This window comes from Gryllotalpicola sp., assembly GCF_027352875.1.
In the GTDB taxonomy this organism is placed as follows: domain Bacteria; phylum Actinomycetota; class Actinomycetes; order Actinomycetales; family Microbacteriaceae; genus Gryllotalpicola.
Map to the genome: position 1 here is coordinate 12,634 of NZ_DAIEII010000023.1, position 19,152 is coordinate 31,785.

Annotated in this window: 18 protein-coding genes; 6 read left to right on the forward strand and 12 right to left on the reverse strand. The window is 66.5% G+C overall.

What is annotated here, in order from left to right:
- Positions 1 to 42 precede the first annotated feature (42 nt).
- The 6 genes from M7D61_RS03355 to M7D61_RS03380 all read right to left on the reverse strand — a co-directional run bounded on the left by M7D61_RS03355 (position 43) and on the right by M7D61_RS03380 (position 6,735).
- A complete protein-coding gene (locus M7D61_RS03355) occupies positions 43 to 1,068 on the reverse strand; it encodes an ABC transporter ATP-binding protein (protein ID WP_298227598.1) in 1,026 nt (341 codons plus the stop codon).
- Complete coding sequence (locus tag M7D61_RS03360; protein ID WP_298227600.1) at positions 1,065 to 2,057, reverse strand: ABC transporter ATP-binding protein; 993 nt, start codon at positions 2,055 to 2,057, stop codon at positions 1,065 to 1,067. The genes M7D61_RS03355 and M7D61_RS03360 overlap by 4 nt, the downstream gene beginning before the upstream one ends.
- Positions 2,058 to 2,059: 2 nt before the next feature.
- Positions 2,060 to 2,944: an ABC transporter permease gene (locus M7D61_RS03365; protein WP_298227603.1), complete on the reverse strand. Its 885-nt coding sequence runs from the start codon at positions 2,942 to 2,944 to the stop codon at positions 2,060 to 2,062.
- On the reverse strand, positions 2,941 to 3,900 hold the full coding sequence (locus M7D61_RS03370) for an ABC transporter permease (RefSeq protein ID WP_298227633.1): 960 nt from the start codon (positions 3,898 to 3,900) through the stop codon (positions 2,941 to 2,943). Before M7D61_RS03370 ends, M7D61_RS03365 begins: the two co-directional genes overlap by 4 nt.
- A gap of 110 nt (positions 3,901 to 4,010) precedes the next feature.
- Complete coding sequence (locus M7D61_RS03375; RefSeq protein ID WP_298227605.1) at positions 4,011 to 5,228, reverse strand: amidase; 1,218 nt, start codon at positions 5,226 to 5,228, stop codon at positions 4,011 to 4,013.
- Between the two features lie 40 nt (positions 5,229 to 5,268).
- The gene (locus tag M7D61_RS03380) at positions 5,269 to 6,735 is read right to left on the reverse strand and encodes an ABC transporter substrate-binding protein (protein ID WP_298227607.1); all 1,467 of its coding nucleotides are present in this window, start codon (positions 6,733 to 6,735) and stop codon (positions 5,269 to 5,271) included.
- A gap of 298 nt (positions 6,736 to 7,033) precedes the next feature.
- Between M7D61_RS03380 and M7D61_RS03385 the strand changes: the two genes are divergently transcribed.
- Together M7D61_RS03385 and M7D61_RS03390 are read left to right on the forward strand one after the other, a co-directional pair.
- The gene (locus M7D61_RS03385; protein WP_298227609.1) at positions 7,034 to 7,513 is read left to right on the forward strand and encodes a GNAT family protein; all 480 of its coding nucleotides are present in this window, start codon (positions 7,034 to 7,036) and stop codon (positions 7,511 to 7,513) included.
- A gap of 220 nt (positions 7,514 to 7,733) precedes the next feature.
- Positions 7,734 to 8,756 (forward strand): threonine synthase, encoded by a 1,023-nt coding sequence (locus tag M7D61_RS03390; RefSeq protein ID WP_298227611.1) that lies wholly within the window; start codon positions 7,734 to 7,736, stop codon positions 8,754 to 8,756.
- A gap of 64 nt (positions 8,757 to 8,820) precedes the next feature.
- Here the strand turns inward: M7D61_RS03390 and M7D61_RS03395 are convergent, their stop codons facing one another.
- From M7D61_RS03395 to M7D61_RS03405, 3 genes are all read right to left on the reverse strand, one after another.
- Positions 8,821 to 9,075: a hypothetical protein gene (locus tag M7D61_RS03395; protein ID WP_298227613.1), complete on the reverse strand. Its 255-nt coding sequence runs from the start codon at positions 9,073 to 9,075 to the stop codon at positions 8,821 to 8,823.
- A gap of 21 nt (positions 9,076 to 9,096) precedes the next feature.
- A complete protein-coding gene (locus M7D61_RS03400) occupies positions 9,097 to 9,546 on the reverse strand; it encodes a Gfo/Idh/MocA family oxidoreductase (protein WP_366083712.1) in 450 nt (149 codons plus the stop codon).
- A gap of 809 nt (positions 9,547 to 10,355) precedes the next feature.
- Positions 10,356 to 12,455 carry a glycosyltransferase family 39 protein gene (locus tag M7D61_RS03405; RefSeq protein WP_298227615.1) on the reverse strand — a complete coding sequence of 700 codons (2,100 nt, stop codon included), beginning with the start codon at positions 12,453 to 12,455 and terminating at the stop codon, positions 10,356 to 10,358.
- Positions 12,456 to 12,651: 196 nt separating this feature from the next.
- Here M7D61_RS03405 and M7D61_RS03410 point away from each other — a divergent pair, with 196 nt between their 5' ends.
- On the forward strand, positions 12,652 to 14,280 hold the full coding sequence (locus M7D61_RS03410; RefSeq protein WP_298227617.1) for an amidohydrolase: 1,629 nt from the start codon (positions 12,652 to 12,654) through the stop codon (positions 14,278 to 14,280).
- A 9-nt stretch (positions 14,281 to 14,289) separates the two neighbouring features.
- On the opposite strand, the gene M7D61_RS03415 is transcribed toward M7D61_RS03410, so the two are convergent.
- Positions 14,290 to 15,672: a glycoside hydrolase family 6 protein gene (locus M7D61_RS03415; RefSeq protein ID WP_298227620.1), complete on the reverse strand. Its 1,383-nt coding sequence runs from the start codon at positions 15,670 to 15,672 to the stop codon at positions 14,290 to 14,292.
- Between the two features lie 95 nt (positions 15,673 to 15,767).
- Here M7D61_RS03415 and M7D61_RS03420 point away from each other — a divergent pair, with 95 nt between their 5' ends.
- Entirely contained in the window at positions 15,768 to 16,466 is a 699-nt protein-coding gene (locus M7D61_RS03420) for a GAP family protein (protein ID WP_298227622.1), read from the forward strand.
- An 86-nt stretch (positions 16,467 to 16,552) separates the two neighbouring features.
- On the forward strand, positions 16,553 to 17,755 hold the full coding sequence (locus tag M7D61_RS03425; protein ID WP_298227625.1) for a MarP family serine protease: 1,203 nt from the start codon (positions 16,553 to 16,555) through the stop codon (positions 17,753 to 17,755).
- Positions 17,756 to 17,761: 6 nt separating this feature from the next.
- Here the strand turns inward: M7D61_RS03425 and M7D61_RS03430 are convergent, their stop codons facing one another.
- Together M7D61_RS03430 and M7D61_RS03435 are read right to left on the reverse strand one after the other, a co-directional pair.
- Positions 17,762 to 18,208, reverse strand: coding sequence for a MarR family transcriptional regulator (locus tag M7D61_RS03430; protein ID WP_298227627.1), 447 nt, complete (start codon positions 18,206 to 18,208; stop codon positions 17,762 to 17,764).
- A 197-nt stretch (positions 18,209 to 18,405) separates the two neighbouring features.
- The gene (locus M7D61_RS03435) at positions 18,406 to 18,702 is read right to left on the reverse strand and encodes a helix-turn-helix transcriptional regulator (protein WP_298227629.1); all 297 of its coding nucleotides are present in this window, start codon (positions 18,700 to 18,702) and stop codon (positions 18,406 to 18,408) included.
- Here M7D61_RS03435 and M7D61_RS03440 point away from each other — a divergent pair.
- Positions 18,701 to 19,015, forward strand: coding sequence for a hypothetical protein (locus M7D61_RS03440; RefSeq protein ID WP_298227631.1), 315 nt, complete (start codon positions 18,701 to 18,703; stop codon positions 19,013 to 19,015). The two genes, M7D61_RS03435 and M7D61_RS03440, sit on opposite strands and share 2 nt — an antisense overlap.
- The last annotated feature ends 137 nt before the right edge of the window (positions 19,016 to 19,152 follow it).

The window sequence follows — 19,152 nt, forward strand, 5'->3', positions numbered from 1 at the left end:
GGATGTTGTAGGCGATGGTTGCGGGCGAGTTGACGACGGCTCTCAGGCGGTGCTGATCGCCGCTGCCGTGCCGCGAGGGTCGTCCAGCTCGTCTGCGCGGAGGCACGCGCTCTCATGCCGGGGCGAGATCGGGATCAATCTCGGATCAGTCACGCGGCAGGAACTGACCGCCCAAGGGCAGCGAGGGTTAAAGCGGCAACCGGCGGGGACGTCGAACGGGCTCGGGGGTTCGCCTTCCAGCTGGAACTCGTCGTTGACACTCTCCGCCGACATGCGGGGGATGGACTCGATGAGGGCGCGTGTGTATGGATGCTTGGGGTTCTTGAACAGTTCCGCGGTCTCCGCGACCTCGACGATCCGGCCGAGATACATGACGGCGACGCGCTGACTGAGATGTTGCACGACCGCCAGGTTGTGGGCGACGAACAGGATGCTGAGACCGAGTTCTCGCTGCAGTTCGGAGAAGAGATCGAGAATCGTCGCTTGCACCGAGACGTCGAGCGCCGAGACGGGCTCGTCGGCGATCAGGACATCTGGGCGTACCGAGAGTGCTCGTGCAATAGCGATGCGCTGTCTCTGACCGCCGGAGAACTGGTTGGGGTACGCGTCCAAGGCGTCCTCCTCGAGGCCGACCAGGTTCAGGAGCCTGATGCTCTCGCTCCGGACCTCGTTCCTGGGCACGATCTTGTGCAGCAGCAGTAGTTCGCGCAGCATCGACCCGACCGGAATCCGGGGGTTGAGCGACGAATACGGGTCTTGGAAGACCATCTGGATGCGACGGCTGTCCGCCTTGTCTCTGCGTGACGGGATCGGCGAGCCGTTGTACTCGATCTCGCCAGAACTCGGCGCCGTCGAGCCGACGAGGATCTTGGCGAGGGTCGACTTGCCGGATCCCGACTCTCCGACGAGCGCGAGGATCTCGCCCTTGTTCAATTGCAATTCGATGCCGTCGAGGGCGGTGAGGCCGGTGTGCTCGTTCTTGCTGTGCAGCAGTTTCGAGACGATCGTGGTCGGCAAGTGGTACTGCTTGGTCACGTCCGCGACTCTCAGGACAGACAGTTCGCTCATGACGCGCTCCTCTCGAAAATGCGCTCTGATTCGATGCAGGCGGTCTCATGGCCGGGCGCGATCTCGAACGTGGGGGGCATCGCCATGAGGCAGGCGTCGACGGCGAAGCTGCAACGCGGAGCGAACGGGCAACCACTCGGTCGGGCGGCGAGGTTGGGGGGGAATCCCGGGATCGAGACGAGTCGCCTGTCTGGCTGATCGAAGTCGGGTGCCGAATCGAGTAGGCCCTTGGTGTAGGGGTGCCGGGGTGCGCGAAGGATCTCTTTGACCTTCCCCGACTCGACGATGTGGCCGGAGTACATGACCGCGAGGTCCGTGCAGGTCTGGTTGACGACCGCGAGATCGTGGGAGACGAAGGCGAGCGAGGTGCCGTTGTCGGCGCACAGGCTCTCCAGCAGCCTGAGAACCTGATGTTGAACGGTGACGTCGAGAGCAGTGGTCGGCTCATCGCAGAGCAGCAGTCGTGGCCCGCAGGACACGGCCATGGCGATCATGATCCGCTGTCGCAGACCGCCGGAGAGCTCGTGAGGATAGGCTCGGGCTCGGCGCGCAGGGTCGGGGATGCCCGTCTTGGCCATCATCTGGATGGCAAGGTCCATTGCGGCCTTCTTCGAGAGACCAAGGTAGCGTCGAGGACCTTCGGCGATCTGCGTGCCAACTCGGATCACGGGATTGAGAGCGGTCATGGGCTCTTGGAAGATCATGGCGATCTCCGGTCCCATCAGCCTGCGTCGTTGAACTGTCGGCATTCCGACGAGCTCGGCGCCGTTGTAGCGGATGCTGCCGGACAACACTTCGACGCCTTTGGGGAGCAGGTCGGCGATGGCCCGAAGCGTCAGCGATTTTCCCGAACCGGACTCGCCCACGATGCCGAAGCGTTCGCCGGCCGGGATCTCGAACGAGACGTCGTCGACGATGACGGTGTCGGAGCGGCCTTTGCGCCGAATGCCAACCGAGAGGGATGTCACGCCGAGCAGGGGGGCTGCCATAATCATTTCCTTCTCTCGGGGCTGAGCAGGTCTGAGATGCCGTCGCCGAGCCAGGAGAGTCCGAGGCTTGTGACCACGACGACCAGACCGGGGATCGTGGCCTGCTGCCACTGAGTCGTGATGAACTCCTGGCCGTCGTTGATCATGCTTCCCCACTCAGCGGTGGGCGGGGCGATGCCGAGGCCGAGATAGCCGAGAGTGACGATCGCCATGATGTCCATGACAATGTCGCTCATCGCATAGATGACGGCCTGCGAGAGCACGTTGGGCCCGATGTGGCGTATCAGGATCCGGGCGTGCGACATCCCGCCGAGACGGGCGGCCACCACGTAGTCCTGCTGCTTCGCCACGAGGACCTCGCCGCGCACGATCTTGGCGTACGAGACCCATGACACGGCGGCGATGGCGATGTAGATGCTCGCCTCGCCCGATCCGAATATGAAGACCAGGACGACGACCATGACGTAGAAGGGGAACGCGAAGAAGATGTCGACGATGCGCATCAGGATCGTGTCCAGCCAACCACCGAAGTAGCCCGCGACGCCGCCGATGGCACTGCCGATGATGAACGGGATCAGCACGGCGAGGAAGCCGATCCTGAGGTCGATTCGCGATCCCCAGATCAGCCGGGACAGCACGTCTCTGCCATATTGGTCGGTGCCCAGCCAATGGGCGCCCGACGGGTTCTGCAACGCCTGCTCGAGGTTCTGCTGGATCGGGTCGTACGGCGCGATGACCGGGGCCAGCGCCGCGACGAGCACGAGTGCGCCCACGACGACGATGCCGGCCGTGAGGGACCTGTTGCGGTACCAGGGGCTGAGTGACCGCGAGCGCGCGGGGCGACGGCGCTGGCGACGGGTGACAAGGAAGGCGGTTGGGCTCGTCACGGCTGCTGCGCGCCGCTCAGGTCGACACGGGGATCGAGAAGCGTGTAAACGATGTCGGTGAGGATGCCGACCACGACTACGAACAACGCGACGAAGAGGGTCACGCCCTGAATCACCGGGAAGTCGCGAGTGAAGATCGAGTTGATCATGAGCGAGCCCAACCCTGGCAGCGCGAACACCCGCTCGATCACCAGCGAGCCGCCGACGAGGAAGCCGAGGTTGACGCCGACGACCGAGACGGTGGGGATGGCGGCGTTGCGGATCACGTGCCCGCGGAACAGCCTCGCGCCGTAGGCCCCTTTGGACTTCGCGGTGCCGATGTACTCCGATTCCAGCACGTTGATCATCGATGACCGCAGGCTTCTGATGATTGTCGGGCACATGGTGATGCCGAGTGTCAGAGAAGGGAGAAAGAGGTAGTAGATGTGATCGGTTATCGACGCGCCGTACCCGCCAACCGGGAATGCCCGGAGCGTCACTGCGAGCAGCAGGATGAGCATGATGCCGAGCCAGAATTGAGGCATGCCCTGACCGAGCAGGGTGAAACCTCGTACGCCGAGATCACGTGCGCCGCCCGGTCTGAATGCGGCGAGCGCGGCGAGAGGGATGCTGATAGCGAGAGCCAGGATCAGTGCGAAGAGCAGCAGCGAGAGCGTCACGGGGATCGCCTGCAGCACGAGGCCCGCGACGGGCGACTGATAAGTCAGGCTTTCGCCGAGGTTGCCGAGCAGCAATTGCCCGAGGAAGATTAAGTACTGCTGCAAGAGAGGCTTGTCGAGGCCCATCTGCGCGCTGAGCGCGGCGACGCTGTCAGGCGTCGCCCGCTGACCGAGTAGCGCTACGGCGGCGTTCCCGGGCAGCAGATGTGCCATGAAAAAGACGATCAGCGTGACGCCGAGCGCCACGGGAATCGACTGAAGGAGTCGACCTGGGATGAAGCGCAAGCGGTGGAGCATCACCACATCTCCTCTGTCGTTCGTCGAGAGCCTCGCCCGTGAATGGATGAGTAGCGGTCGTTACATTGCTTATTGTTTTTTTGATTTTCTTACATACGTAAGATGACGGGTTATGTCGCCCGGGTCGGGGAGAGCAAGAACTCGACCTGTTCGGCGACGGTGAGCAACTCGGCGTCTGCTCCCGACGCTGCGGCGAGTTGCAGGCCGACGGGCAATCCCTCCGCGGTGACTCCGCAGGGAATGACGACCGCTGGTTGCCCGGTGACGTTGTAGGGGCCGCTGTAGATGCCTTCGATCGCACCCTGCGGAGTGTCACCGGGTGGCGATATCTCAGGGGCGACGTAAGGGGCGGCCGGACCGAGAAGTGCGTCGACACCCTGCAGCAGTGCATCTGTGACTGGCAAGAGCCTCGCGCGTTCCGAGAGCGCTTGTTCGTATTGACCAGCCGTAACCTCCGCCGCGGCACGAAACATGCGTGCCGTCGTGCTGCCGAAGTGCTCGGGGCGGACCCGCATGGTCTCGCCGTGGATCTGCCACGACTCGTACTGCACGATGATGCCGAGCAGAGCGTTGAGTTGATCTAGCTCGGCTCCGTCGAGCTCGACCATCTCGACGGAGCCGAGCAGACGTTCGACGGCGGCCCACACGACTTCGCGCACATCTGGTTCGAGTCGGGGGTCATTGAGCTGGCTAGTGAGCACGCCGAGGCGTAGCGGGTCCGTCCTGTTCGATGGCGGGCGCCCGGTCAGGGCGCTGAGCAGCCCGCGGCTCGTCTCGACGTCGCTGGTGAGGAAGCCCACGTGATCGAGGGTGGGTGACAGCGGTTGTATCCCGGCGACCGGTAGCAGGCCGAACGAAGGCTTGAAGCCGACGACTCCGCAGTAGTGCGCCGGAAGGCGGATCGAGCCGCCCGTATCGGTTCCGAGCGCGGCGGGAACTGCTCCGCTGCCGACGAGGGCCGCCGAGCCGCCACTCGAGCCGCCCGCCGTGAGCTGGGGAGCGACAGGGTTGCGCGCCTCCGGTAATTCAGGATGCTGAGCCCCGGCCGCGTATTCGAGCAACGTGGTCGTCGCGACGAGGTCGGCGCCGAGGGCGCGCAGCCTCTCCACGATGGGAGCGTCGTGCTCGGCCGCCGGTCCGCGCATGTCCTCTGGGTTCCCGTTGCCTCGCGGCTGCCCTGCGATGTCGATCATGTCCTTGACTGCGAGCGATAGGCCGGACAGCGGGCCGGTGCCCTGCAGCGCGCCACGAGGGAGCACCGTGACGATCGCGTTCAGTGGACGACCGAGTCTTTCGACTCGCTCGCGCACATCTTGGCGTCCGTGCACGGTACTCCCTCTGTTGTTGTTTACTCGATCGGCGATACTGCTAATTGGTCTTAGAGACGTCCTGCAGCAGGTAGTTGCCAAGAGGTGTCACATGGAAGCCCTGCACCTTCGTCGTCGTCGCGTAGACGTACGGCGAGTAGTAGAGGTAGGCGAGGAAGGCATCCTTGCTTGTCTGGACCTGCAGCTCCGAATAGAGCTGCTGGCGCTTGGTCGGGTTCGTCTCGACCTCGGCTTCCTTGTTCAGAGCTACGACGGCGGGGTTGCGGTAATAGGTGAACGCCGAGTGCGATCCGCCGTTCGGATCGACCGCGAAAGAAGTCCATTCGTCGGGGTCGGGGATGTCCATCGTCCAGAGGTTGATCGACATGTCGAAGTCCGAGTTGAGTCGAGCCTGCTTGTTCGCAGTCGGATCGAGCTGCTGGATGTTCATCGTGATGCCGATCGCCTTCAACTCGGACTGCATGATCTGGGCGATCGCCGCCTGATTCGCGCTGCCCGAGGCGATGAGCAGCGAAGTCGTGAAGCCGTTCGGTTTAGATGACTCAGCCATCTCCTTCTTGGCTGCGGCCACGTTGTACGTCGCGCCGCCCGCGTTGCTGTCGAAGTACGGCACGCCGGGCATCAACAGGGAATAGGCGGGCGTGCCGTTGCCGAAGAGGACGGCCTGCACCATCGCATTGCGATCGATCGCCTCCGAGATCGCCATCCGGATGTGCGGGTCGCTGAACGGTGCGCGCTTCTGGTTGAAGGCGATGTAGTCGATCTCGGTCGACGGGAAGGTCGTGGCCACGACACCGGGCGTCGACTTCAGCGAGGCCAAGCTCGACCAGTCGGGCGTGTCGTCAATGTCGATCTGGCCGCCCTGCACCTGCAGCTTTCGGGTGTTGGCGTCAGGGACGACAGTCCACTCGACGCTGTTCAAGTAGGGCTTACCCGGCTGCCAGTAGTCCTTGTTCGCGGTCAGCATGACTGCCTGGCCCTTCTTCCAGTAGTCCCATATGAAAGGACCGGTCCCGATCGGTGCCGAGTAGAACTGTGCCTTTGTCTCGCCGCCGTAGTTGTCCGGGATGATGCCGTTGGCGAAGAGCGAGAGGTCGGCGATCAGGGGCGCCCATGGGTACTTGAGCTGGATCCTGACGGTCTCGGTGTTGACGACCGAGATGTTCTGGATCGCGGTGTTGATGAAGCCCCAACCGGCAGCGCTGGATGCTGTGTTCTGATCGATGGAGAACTTGACGTCCGCGGCAGTCAGGGTCTTCCCGTTCGAGAACTTCACACCCTTGCGCAGGTTGATGATGTATGTCTTCTTGTCTGCCGACGTCGTGTAGCCCGTCGCGAGCCAGGGCTCGAGCTTTGTTCCGTCAGGGCTCGCGTGGAACAGCGGTTCCATGATCTGCTCCATGACGCGTAGCGAGTTGTTGTCGAACGTCATCGTCTTGTCCATCGAGATGATGTCGGCCGAGCGTGCGATGACCAGGTTGCCGCCCTTGGCCGGCGTAGAGCTCAAGCTGGAGCTGGTGGGTGTCACACTGTTCGCGCTGCAGCCGCTCAGGATGAGCGCCGAGGCTGTCGCGGCTGTCGCGATCGCGACGCCTATTCGTTTGTTCATGGCTTGTCTCGTTGACTCTCTGCATCCCTGCGGATGCGCTGCGGTGGAACGGGAGGGAGCGGTGCGGTCGTGGGCGAATGCCTCGTGAGACCGGTCGGTATCCGGCAGGGGAGCTCGATGCCGAAGATGTATTGTTGAGTACGGTAGTTACCTTTTTTTTCCGTCGTGTTACGTTTGGAAGACATTGGAGGACCGGATGGCACGGACAGTCGACCGACTGACCTTGCGTGCGTTCGCGTCGACCGACTACGAGGAACTCATTTCCTGGTTTCCCACGGATGCCGAGCTCGAACTCTTCATAGGCGTCTCCGGCGCCGGGCCGCTCACAGTCGAACAGCTTGAGCGGCGTCAGCATGAGCCAGGAGTGCGTGCGTACTCGGCGGTGTTTGACGACTCGACCCTCGCAGGCCACGTCGAGCTGGTCGACGCGGCGCCCGGCCAGGTTCGTCTCGCCCGCGTGGCCATCGCTCCGCGGCTCCGCGGGCGGGGCCTCGCAGGCCAGCTCATCGACTGCGCCCTCGGCGAGGTGCGTCGATCTACGACGGCGACGATGGTGGGCCTGCTCGTCGTGCCCGGAAACACGCCGGCGCTGAGAAGCTATGCCCGAGCCGGATTCGCCGACGCAGGAGCGAATCCGGAATATCCGCAGTACATATGGATGACGCGAGCCATCTGAGCCGCGTCGACGCGCAAGAAGACAAAAGGAGGGCGACGGAATGCCGGTTGCAGGCCATGAGGTCCCGACAGTCGCCGCCCAGCCGCCTGAGATGGTGTGCGGCAGGTGCGGGGCGAGATATCGGGTGGAGAGCCTCGCCTGGCGTTGCGCCTGCGGCGGACTGCTGGACGTCGCGGCGTTTCCGACGCGCATGGATCCCTCGGAGCTCTCATCGCGAGAGATGACGATGTGGCGTTACCGCGAGGTTCTGCCGATCGGTGCCGATCCCGAGATCTCGCTCGGCGAGGGAATGACGCCGCTGGTGAGATCCCGCGCACTTCCGCATATACTGCTCAAGCTCGACTTCCTGATGCCGACTCTCTCATTCAAGGATCGCGGGGCCGTGGTCCTCGCCACCCTGGCCAAGCGCATCGGCGTCGAGCGGGCGATGGTCGACAGCAGCGGCAACGCCGGGACGGCGATCGCCGCGTACTTCGCGCGCGCTGGAATCGCATGCACCGTCTTTGTGCCTGCATCGACCTCGCCCGGCAAACTCGCACAATTGCGCGCGCACGGCGCGCGACTCGAGCTGGTACCGGGAACCCGTGCCGACACCTCGGCCGCCGCCCTCGAGGTCGCGGGTGTCGATGGGGTGATGTACGCCAGTCATATTTACCACCCATACTTCTTCCACGGGGTCAAGAGCTACGGCTACGAGCTCTGGGAGCAGAACGGCTTCGAACTGCCTGACACGGTGGTGCTGCCGGTTGGTAACGGCACCCTCGTGCTGGGATGCCAGCTAGCCTTCAGCGAGCTCGTGCGCGCCGGCCTCGCCACGCGGGCCCCGAAGATCGTCGCCGTGCAGGCACGGGCGTGCGCACCGCTTGAGGCCGCCGAACTGACCGGTTCGACGGAACCCGTCGAAGTCGACCCGGGCGAGACCATCGCGGAGGGGATCGCGATTGCGGCTCCGCCGAGAGGTGCGCAGATCCTGGCGGCGATCAGGGACTCCGGCGGCACCGTGGTCTCGGTGACGGACAACCAGATTCAGGCTGCCCGGGACGTGCTCGCCGACGAGGGCCTCTTTGTCGAGCCGACCGCGGCGGCGTGTTTTGCGGCCACCCGGGTCGCCCGCGAGGAGGGCCTCGATGCCGAATCCGCTACCTGGGCTCGTGCTCGCCCGCTTCTCTCATCCGGTGTCGTCGTCGTGCCGCTCTGCGGCGCCGGCCTGAAATCACCGGCGGGGTCATACTCCGGGGCGTAGCAAGGAAGCCGGTGACCGGATGCGCACTGCGGCGGCGGTCTTCGGCCGGGCGACGAGACTTGCCTCAATGATCGGCTCCGTTGTACTCGAAGTAGGTGAGGCGTCTCGAGTCGGGCGCCCAGCCGCCGACGGTCATCGCCTCCTGGCCACCGAAGCCCGTGACGAGTTCCCGCCCCGTTCCATCAGCAGGCTTCGTTAGCCGCAGCCGCCCATCGTGGATGTCCTCGGGATGCCCGTCGATCCCGGGCGGAAAGCTCGCATATACGAGATGCGCACCGTCGGGCGAGGGATGCGGCAGCCAGTTGACCGTGGCGGGCATAGAGGACGGCGACCTCGTCGATCACGCCTCGTCGATGGGACGCCGGACGACGTCATAATGCGGCAAATAGCAGCTCCAGCAGTCCGCGCTGCTCGGCCAAAGGCGATCACCGCCCGGACCTCGCCTGCGCTGCGCATGAAGGTCTTCTCTAACCAGCATGGGCTTGCCCGCCTCGAGAGCAAGGATCGCGTGCTCGCGCTGCAACGAGTGCGGCGATGTCACATAAAAGGCATCGACATGGTCGTCGGTCACGAGGTCTTCGTCGCTGCCGTGGACCCGCTCGATGCGGTGGCATTCGGCGAAGGCGCACGTGCACTCGATCGAGCGCGAGCCCACCGCGATGTGAGTTGACGCCGTGCCGGTGGCCACTGCCTCGGCGAATGTGCTCGCAACGTTTCCGGGGCCCGGCACACCCCATCGGATCGCGGGGGCATCGTGAGGATCGAGGGCTCTTTGGGAAGGGGACTTCACGATCGCCTTTCCCTAGTTCGGGTCACGGTTCCAGGTTCAAATCTCGGCAGCATGTCCGCCGGGACCTTTGTGTAAGCGGGTGTCGAGGGGCACTGCAGCTAGCGGGTCAGTTGAACCATCCCTTACCTAGCCTCACGGGTTCTTACCGCCGTGTATCGCCTACCGCCCGATCTTTACGCCTGGTTTGTCCTTCATCGAACCAGACGCGACTTCTCATCGGCTTTGGGGCCGCGGGAAATTGATGACAGGATCCAGCGTCCGCCGCCTCACAAGCTCTCGATATCGAAGGCGAGACTCGTGTTTAGTCGACCGCCGGTTGTCGACGAGTGCCGTAGATGTCGCGTCGAGTCACTCACCCGATGCCCCCGAGGATCCAAGCCCAGGGACGCGTTTTCGACATCAGTCTTCGACAGTCGCTTCGAGGGTGCTGTTGCGGACGCTGGGGCCGATTCCCTCATTTCGCGTGTCGGCCGTGGGTGTAGCGGTTGACGTGGCAGCTCGGGTTCGCGCGGACGCTGCCGACCTGTGTAAAGGCTGACACGCTTACTGACATGGGGACCCTCACTGGACACGCTTCGCGGCACTCAATCTCGGTCCAAAGCGGCTGTGGCGGCGTGACGTAAAGCGGTCTGAATCGCCGAAATGCACGGAAAAAAGCTGGAAGCCCACGACTGAGAACCGTACGCAAGTCGATAACAAGAGATCAGGAGGTTGGGGGTTCGAGTCCCTCCAGGCGCACTGTCGCGCCTAGGCCGGGCTCGGCGCAATCCGCCGAGGCGTGCGGCCGGGGCAGGCTCCCCGAGGAGCGCCTACGTTCGAGACTCCGGCTCGGACTCCCGCTCCGCGTGCTGGACGACCGGTACCTGAGGCGGGTGCAGCTTGTTCGGTGCTGTCGCGCCTGCGGTCGCGGTGACTGCCACGGCGGCGGAAACGCAGTCGTAGAGTCTGTCGGGCGCGCTCACCGTCGCCAGTGACGCGCTGCGGTACGCCGTGGTCGGTACGACGAGACAGGTCGACCGCACCCAGGCTCCGATGGTGTCGAGGTTCAGGTTGACCACGTCGTTCTTCGACCGCACACCGGTCAGCACGACGTAGCGAAGGTGCTTCGCGGCGATCAGGAACCGCAGAGTCTTGAGGTCGGGCGACGGAACGCGAGAGGTGAATCCGCCGATCGGCAGCACTCGCAGGCGATCGGAGAAGATCAGGGGCGCCGAGACCCGCCACGAGTCGACCGCCAGCACGTAGCGATCGCCGGCGGCGCGCGCGGCGCTGAAATCGTAGATGGCGGATTCGAGAGCGGCGGTCTGCGGGACGGCACGGTTGGAGTCCAGGCCGACGCCGTACGGTCCTTCCGGGGGCGCGATGATCGAGGCCGTCTGCGCGTTCTGCGGACCGGCATAGGCATCGTTCGCCGTGCCGGCATAGCGCGGGTTCACCATGGCGAAGGACCACCAGGCCGGGCCGAGCATCGCGACGACCGCGACCAGCGCCACCGCCACACGCGCGGTGCGCGACTGCGGTCGAGCCTGCCGGCCGATCAGCAGCAGGGCGATCGCCACCACGGACCCGATCACCAACGTCGGCGCGATGAGCCAGCCCGCGAACCCCGGGTAGCCGGTCATGAGGACGACCGTCCACGCCGTCTGCACGGCAGCCACGATCGCGGGGAAGAACCGCAGCCGGGAGGAGAGGCGAAGTGTTTTGCGCAGAAGCACGAGAGCGATGGCGCTGAGCCCCGAGATCGGCAGGGCCATGCTGGCCAGGTAGGCGGTGTGCGGGAGGCTCATGGTGCCCAGCACGAGGAGGAGGGTGACGACGAAGACTCCGCTGAAGAGCGTCGCGGCGAGCAGCATCCGCCGGTCCGAGACGGCCGGTCGCCCCGTCTTCAGGGCGATCCAGGCGAGGACGAGTCCCGCCGCGGCGAGGGGGAACAACCAGCTGATCTGGGCGGCGTAGACGGGGATGAAGAACTTCAGCGGGGTGTGGCCGAGGAGGCCCGGCACGAGCCCGACCTGTGCCATGTCGACCGAAGCGCGCGCCGGCAGGGCGGGCAGCATCGGCGTGCCCGGCATGAGTCCGGCCACGAACCGGTTGACGCCGTTGTAGCCGATGACCATGGTGAACGGGTTGTTGTTGGTCGTTCCGTCGATGAAGGGCCGCGCCGCCGGGGGCACCAAGGCGATCGCCGTCACCCAGCCGAACGAGCACGCCACCGTCGCGCCGAGGGCGATGATCAGATTCCGGATGCGCCGGCCGAGACTCGTCGTCGAGATCACGAAATAGGTCACGGCCATGGCGGGCAGCACCAGCCAGGCCTGCATCATCTTCGCCTGGAATCCCACGGCGACGAGAACCCCAGCGAGCAGCAGCCAACGGAGCCCGTCACGGTGGACCGTGCGCTGCCAGGCCAGCACGGCCAGCACAGTGCACATGGTGAGCATCGCATCCTCCATGGGATGCACGAAGGTCGCCGCGAGGACGGGGGTGAGGGCCATCGCCGCCGCCGCGAACAGGCCGCCGGCGGAGCCGACCCATTGACGCACCACGAAGTACGTCGCCGTGATCGTCGTCAGGCCCTCGAGGATCTGCGGGATCGCGAGCGCAACGGGACTGAAGCCGAAGAGCCTCACCGAGATCGCCTGGGGCAGCAGAAAGCCGGAGAGCTTGTCGAGAGTGATGGTCGCGCCAGGGTCGAACGCGCCAAATGCGAACGCCGTCCAGTTCGTCGACATGCTCTTCGCGGCGGCGGCGTAATAGTCGGAGTACCCGCCGGATGCCGCGACAACGGCGTACAGTGCGGCCGCCACCGCCACGATGCCCGACAGCAGCCAGAGGTGCCGACGGTTCGGCCCGGGCGTCACGTCGGCCGGCTGCGCCGCAGCATCGACCGCGGTCGCCACCGCCGTCATCGGCGGCCCCATCCGCGTCGTCGCCGGGGCGGTCGAATCGCCGGTCGCACCGCCGAGAACCCCCGATCGGCATCGAATGGGAATCCTGCGGCGATCCTCACGGGTCAACTCTATTTGCCGTGACCTAAGGGTTACCTTCGAGGCCTCTGGATCCGCTCTGAGGCCTGCGCCGCCGTTGCACCGATAGCGTCGGAGCATGTTCGACGTCGTCTTCACCGGTGGCCGGCTCTTCACCTCGGGCTGGGACTCCTCGCGTCCGGGAGCGCTCGCCGTCGCCGACGGCCGCATCGTCGCCGTCGGGGCCGCGGACCGGATCGGCACCGACGCGCATGAGATCGTCGATCTGCAGGGCGGTCTGCTCATCCCCTCGTTCCTCGACGCGCACGCCCACCCCGTCCTCGGCGGGGTCGAGATGCTGCAGTGCGATCTCACCGGGGCCGCCGACGCAGCCGCCGCCGTCGCACTCGTCGCGGTCTATGCCGCGGCCAACCCCGCCCAGCCCTGGATCCTCGGCGGCGGGTGGACGATGGCGCACTTCCCGGGCGGCCGCCCGACGCGCCAGATGCTCGACGCCGTCGTGTCCGACCGTCCCGCTGCGTTGCAGAGTCGTGACCACCACGGCACCTGGGCGAACTCCGCGGCACTCCACCGCGCCGGCATCACCGCATCGAGCCCCGACCCCGCCGACGGCATCGTCGAACGCGATGCGCACGGTGAGCCGACCGGATACCTCCACGAAGGCGCCTCGAACCTGCTCTACGACGTGCTGCCGCAGGTCGACCGCGACGTCGCCGTGCGCGGGCTTCTCGCGGCGCAGGACCACTATCTTTCGCTCGGCATCACCGGCTGGCAGGATGCCTGGGTCGGTTCCACGGCCAGCGTCAGCGACATCTTCGGCGCGTACGTCGACGCCGTCGAACGCGACGTGCTGCGCGCCCGTGTCACCGCCGCACTGTGGTGGGAGCGCGACCGCGGCGCCGAGCAGATCGCCGATCTCGTCGCGAGGCGCGACCGCCTGGAATCCCTCCGCCGGCCCGACGTGCTGCGCAGCGACCACGTCAAGATCATGATCGACGGCGTCGTCGAGAACTTCACGGCCGCGCTCTCGCACCCGTACCTCGACGGCCACGGCCACGCCACCGGCAACCTCGGCCTCACCTTCGTCGACCCTGCCGCGCTGCCCGACTCTGTGGCCGCCCTCGACGCCGCCGGGTTCAGCGTGCACTTCCACGCTCTCGGCGATCGTGCGGTCACCGCCGCGCTCGACGCGCTCGACGCGATTCCGGGCGGCCCGACCCAGCAGCGCCACCAGCTCGCCCACCTCCAGTTCGTCGCCGCGCAGGATGTCCCACGCTTCGCGCGCCTCGGTGCGATCGCCAACCTGCAGACCCTGTGGGCCGCCCTCGATGAGGGCGACCTGGAGCTGACCCGGCCGTTCGTCGACGACTACACCTTCGATCGGCAGTATCCGCTGCGCGAGCTGCGGGATTCCGGTGCCCGCCTCGCCCAGGGCAGCGACTGGCCGGTCACCCGGGCCGATCCGTTCGCTGCCATCCATGTCGCCGTCAACCGCGCCGAGATCGGCAGGACACCCGATCCGATCCTGCACCCCGAGCAGGCGATCGACCTTGCCACCTCGCTCGCGGCGTACACCGCCGGCTCGGCTGCTGCGCTCGGCTATGACGACTCCGGACGACTCGAAGTCGGTGCGCTCGCCGACCTCGCGGTCCTCGACCGGGACCCGTTCGGCGGCCCGGCCGACGAGATCGCGCGTACCGGGGTGCGGGAGACGTGGCTCGGCGGGGAACGCGTGTGGGCGCGCTGACGCCTGCGCTTACTGGAACGGCGTCGTTGCGGCGACCTTGACGGCGCGAGCCTTGTCGAAGGGCCAGGCCTGGTAGTCGAGCCACGGCCGGCCGAACCAGAGGAATCCGTCGACGTAGGTTGCCGCTTTGGTTTTCTGCGCCGCAGTGAGGTGTGCGGCCGCATAGTCGGCGACCCGGTATGTCGGCTTCGCCCCGAGCGTCACGCACGGCGGCGGCGAGGTCTTCGATGCGCACGCCTTCGCGTTGTCGAAGGAGGCGGCTCCGTACTTCGCGTTGTATCGGAGCCAGGTGAACGCCTTGCCGTTGTCCGCGGTGTCGACGACGAAGTGCTTGGAGGGGAAGCCGGCCTTCTTCAGAGCACCCGCGAGCGCCGTGCCGTAGGAGACGGCGTCGGCGATCGAGGCGTAGTGCGTCGCACCGAGCGCGAAGCCGCGCACGTACTGGATGCCGGCGGCCTTCAGCACCGGCACCTCCTTGCTCACGGCGAGCCAGTCCGAGTCGCCGGCGTCGAGGTAGATCGCTGCGTTCTTGTCGCCGGCGAGCTTCTGCGCCGCATACCGCACGAGCGCCTCGCGCGCGGCGGGGTCGGCGACCCTCTCGTCGCCCGCGTTGTTCGGTGGCGCGTCGAGCGCGAGGTCGGGTTCCAGGATGATCGCCGCTTTGGTCTGCCCGAGCGCCCTCGCGATCGCGTCGATCCAGGTGCGGTATGCGGTCTTCTGCCTGCTGGTGAGCGGCGTGTTGCGTCCGGCCTCGCCGCCCGCGGAATCCGGGAACTCCCCGAACACCGCGAATTGCACCAGGGCGCGCTTATCGCCCTTCTGCGTCGCCGCGATGTAGTGCTGGAGCGCGGCTGCGGTCCAGGCGGGGCTCTGCGCCGACGTGAACCACACCACTCGCGGCTGTGTGAGGATCTTCGCGAGCTGCTTCTTGTCGGCCCTCGACGACGACCGGTACGCGGCCGTCAGTCCGGCATCCCAGTTGGTGCCGTCATCCGCCGCCCACGGCCACGGGACGCCGTAGAGAGGGCTGGCGGATTGCACCCGCACGATCGCGCTCCTCACCGAGACGCTGCCGGTGTAGACACCGGTGCCGCTGCCCCCGACGACGACGGTGATCGAGTGGCCGAGACGGGACGATGTCGGCGAATACGTGCGGGCGGTACCGATCTTGGTGGTGCCGTCGTACCAGGCGTAGGTGAACCGTGTGCCGCTCGGCCAGCTCTTCGGGGTCGCAGTCCAGGTGCGCCCGAGCGTGGTGATGCCGGTGATGCTCACCGTGCCCGCCGGGAGCGCGGTGGCCAGCACCGCAGGCTTCGGGGCCGCGGATGCGGCGATCGGCGTCCCGAGCGCAGCAGCGCACACCAGCGCAACGGCCGCCATGATCCGCTTCATCGCCATCTCCCTCCGACCGGCTCGTCGCCACCCCATTATGGGTGCACCGGGGGCTGTTCCTGCCAGCCCTGCGATAGTGGGGCATGATCGGAGCCGTGGTCCTGCGCAGCCTCGGCGCCGTTGTCGGCGTCGTCGCCCTGGGCTTCGTGATGGGCTTCAGCCCGAGCCTTTACGGCGTGACCGTGTACCTGCTGACCCGCGTCCGCCAGTCGTGGACCGCACTGCTCTTCCTCACAGGAGGTCTCGCCTTCGGCTCGACGTTGGCGCTCGTCGTGTTCCGGATCGCCGATCCGGACACGCTGGCCACCGTGCTGGGCGGGCAGGTCGGCGAGCTCATGCTCACGGAGGCCGCCGACTACGTCGCCGGGGCGGCGTTCCTCGTCGTCGGCATCGTCGTGGCAGTGCGCCCGCACCGACCTCGGACACCGATCGAGCCGCCCCGGCTGCACGAGTCGCACCCGCAGCGGCTGTTCGGCATCGGACTCGCCAACGCGGTCATCGGTGTGAGCGGGCTCGCCACCATGTACGTGACCGGTCGCCTCCTCACCCAGGTCAGCGCGGACCTGGCCGTGCAGGCGCTCGCCTACCTGTTGTTCCTCGCCGCCCTCGTCGGACCGTACCTCGCGCTCGCGTATCTGTGGCACCGGATTCCGCGGCTCGCCGAGTGGGCGACGCGCGGCTACGAGCGCATCGCCCGCTTCAACCACCGGCACCTCCTGGCCGGCGCGCTCCTCGGCGCCGGCGTCGTCTTCATCGGCCTCGCGATCTGGGCCCCGCACGCCGTGCAGCCCTGAAGCGGTGGCGCCTGAAAGCTCCGAATCCGCGGGGACCGTCCGGGTGCCACGCCGACTCGCACTGCGCAGATGGCAGGCTGGACCGCATGCAGGTGTGGGTGGACGTCGTCCTCGTGGTGTTCGGCGTGCTCTCGGTGTGGCGCGCCTGGCGCAGCGGGGCGATCGTCGCGCTCGCCGCGGCCCTCGGCTGGGCGGCGGGCCTGTGGCTCGGCGTGTTGCTCGCCCCCCAGCTCGCCACCTTCATGACAACGGCGGGCTGGGCGGACCCGGCCTTGCGGGCGATCATCTCGCTCATCCTCGTGCTGCTCTGCGCCGCCGTCTTCAACGCGCTGCTCATCATGCTCGCCGGCGTCGTCACCCGCGCCGTGAAGCTGGTGCCGTTCGCCACCACGCTCAACCGTCTGGTCGGCGCCGTCATCGGCGTGCTCACCTGGGCGGCGGTCATCTGGCTGCTCTCGGGCATCGTTCAGACGATGCGCCTGCAGCCGCTCGCCGACTTCGCGAAGAGTTCCACCGTCGTCACGACGATCGACCGGATCGCGCCGATCGGCGTCTCCGGCGTCGTCGGCCAGCTCGGCGCGGCATTCCAGGCATCCGGTCTGCCCCAAGTGTTCGGCAGCGCGCTGGAGTCGATTCCGCAGGTCGCCGCCCCTTCACTGCAGGTTCCGGCGGCGCTCGCCAGGAGTTCCCTCTCCGTCCTCGAGGTTGTTGCTGACCAGCACGCCTGCGGCACGACGTCGACCGGCACCGGCTGGGTCGAGGCGGGCGGCACCGTCATCACGAACGCGCACGTCGTCGCGGGCGCCACCTCCGTCACGGTCGGCTTCGACGGCGTCAAGCGCCCGGCGACGGTCGAGTGGTACGACCCCGACATCGACATCGCGGTGCTCAAGGTCGCCGCCCTGCCCCTTCCCGCGATCGCCGACGGCGCCGCACTCGCGGTCGGCGACCAGGCCTACGCCGCGGGATTCCCCGAGGGCGGCCCCTATCAGGTGTCCCCGGCGCGTGTCCGCGCGGTCATCACGGCCGACGGCAAGGACATCTACGGCGGTCGGGGCGTCTCGCGCGAGGTGTACTCGCTGCGGACCATCCTGCAGCCGGGAAACTCGGGCGGTCCGCTGCTGGATTCCCGGGGCGACGTCGTCGGCATGGTCTTCGCGCGCTCGCTCAGCGACGCCCAGACCGGCTATGCGCTGACGCTCAAGGAGATCGCGCCGACGCTCGCGAAGGCGGCGAAGCTCTCCGGCAAGGCTGTCTCGACCGGTCAGTGCATCGCGACGACCGGCTGATCCGGCTCACTCCTCCGGCGGCAGCCTGTCGCGCAGCTCGGTGCAGAGTTTGATGATCGCCGCCGCCTCGTCGTCGCTGAGCGCCTGCCCGACGAGGCGCTCGATCGACGCGGCGTGGATGCGCGTGACGCGCCGGAAGACCTCGAGCCCGGCATCCGTCAGCGCGATGACCGTGCCGCGGGCGTCGGTCGGGTCGGGCAGCTTTTCGACGAGGCCGCGCGCGGCGAGCCGGTCGACGAGCCGGCTGACGCTCGGCTGGGCGAGCAGTACGTTGCGGTTGAGGTCGCGCAGGCGCAGCGACCGGTCCGGGCTGCGCATGAGGATGTAGATCGCGTCGTATTCGTTGAACGACACCTCGAGTCCTGAGAAGTCTGTTCCGAGTCGGCGCATGACGGCGACCTGGGCGCGCAGCAGTGCCTCCCAGGCGGCGACGGCGGTGGCACGGTCGGTCACCCGAAACACGATACGGGCGCACGGACTTCTGCGCTCCCAGCATCGTCAGGAATGACAAGGGGCCCGGCCGCCTATCGCCGGCGGCCGGGCCCCTCCCCCTTGCACCAAGAGTGTCCTGCAATCACATTCCGCGTCTGTCGCCACAGCAGACAACTGACGCTGAATTGAACTTATAACGGAACGGTAACGCCGTCTAGTTATCGTTCCGTTATTTGCGGGGAATCCAAAGATTTGAGTCCGTCGTCGGGGTTGTCCGGGAGGGCGCCGGTCTGTAGGTAGACGAGAGGCGCCCCAGTCTTGATAGCCCATTCGCGCAGTGTGGCTCGGTTGGGTTTGGTGCGGCCGTTGAGGTAGTTGCTGATCGTCGTGCGTGACACGCCGAGGTACTCGGCCATTTCGTTGGACGAGACGTCGTGAAGGCCGAGGGCTTTGCGGAGCCAGTCGCCTTGGTTGATTGCAAGCTGCTCGCGGAGCTTTTCGTGTGCGATGCTCATGGCCCTCATCGTCGCACAACCTTTTGCAATGGACAAGATGTTTTGCGACACGCAGCAATTTTCACTTGCATTGACTTTTGCAATGTGCAAGACTCGCATCATGCAAAAGGGTGACAACCTCATCGGATCGGCCGAGGCCGCAGCACTTCTCGGCATTGACCGCGCGACGGTCACCCGAGGTGTGAAGTCCGGCAAATACACGACCGTCGGAAGGATGCCCGGCAAGACCGGGGTCTACCTCTTCGATCGCTCCTACATCGACGCGCTTTCGAAGAGCGGTTCTGAGCCGACTCGGCCGCGTTCGGGCACCTAGCTCCGTGATCTTCCGCGCTCTTGCGCGGTGACAACTTCACATAGCCCCTCGGACGGCCACCCAAGGTCAATGCGCTGAGAGCGGCGGTATATAGCGGCAGTTGAGAGACCGGATCGGGTGTGGTCCGGGGGATCTGC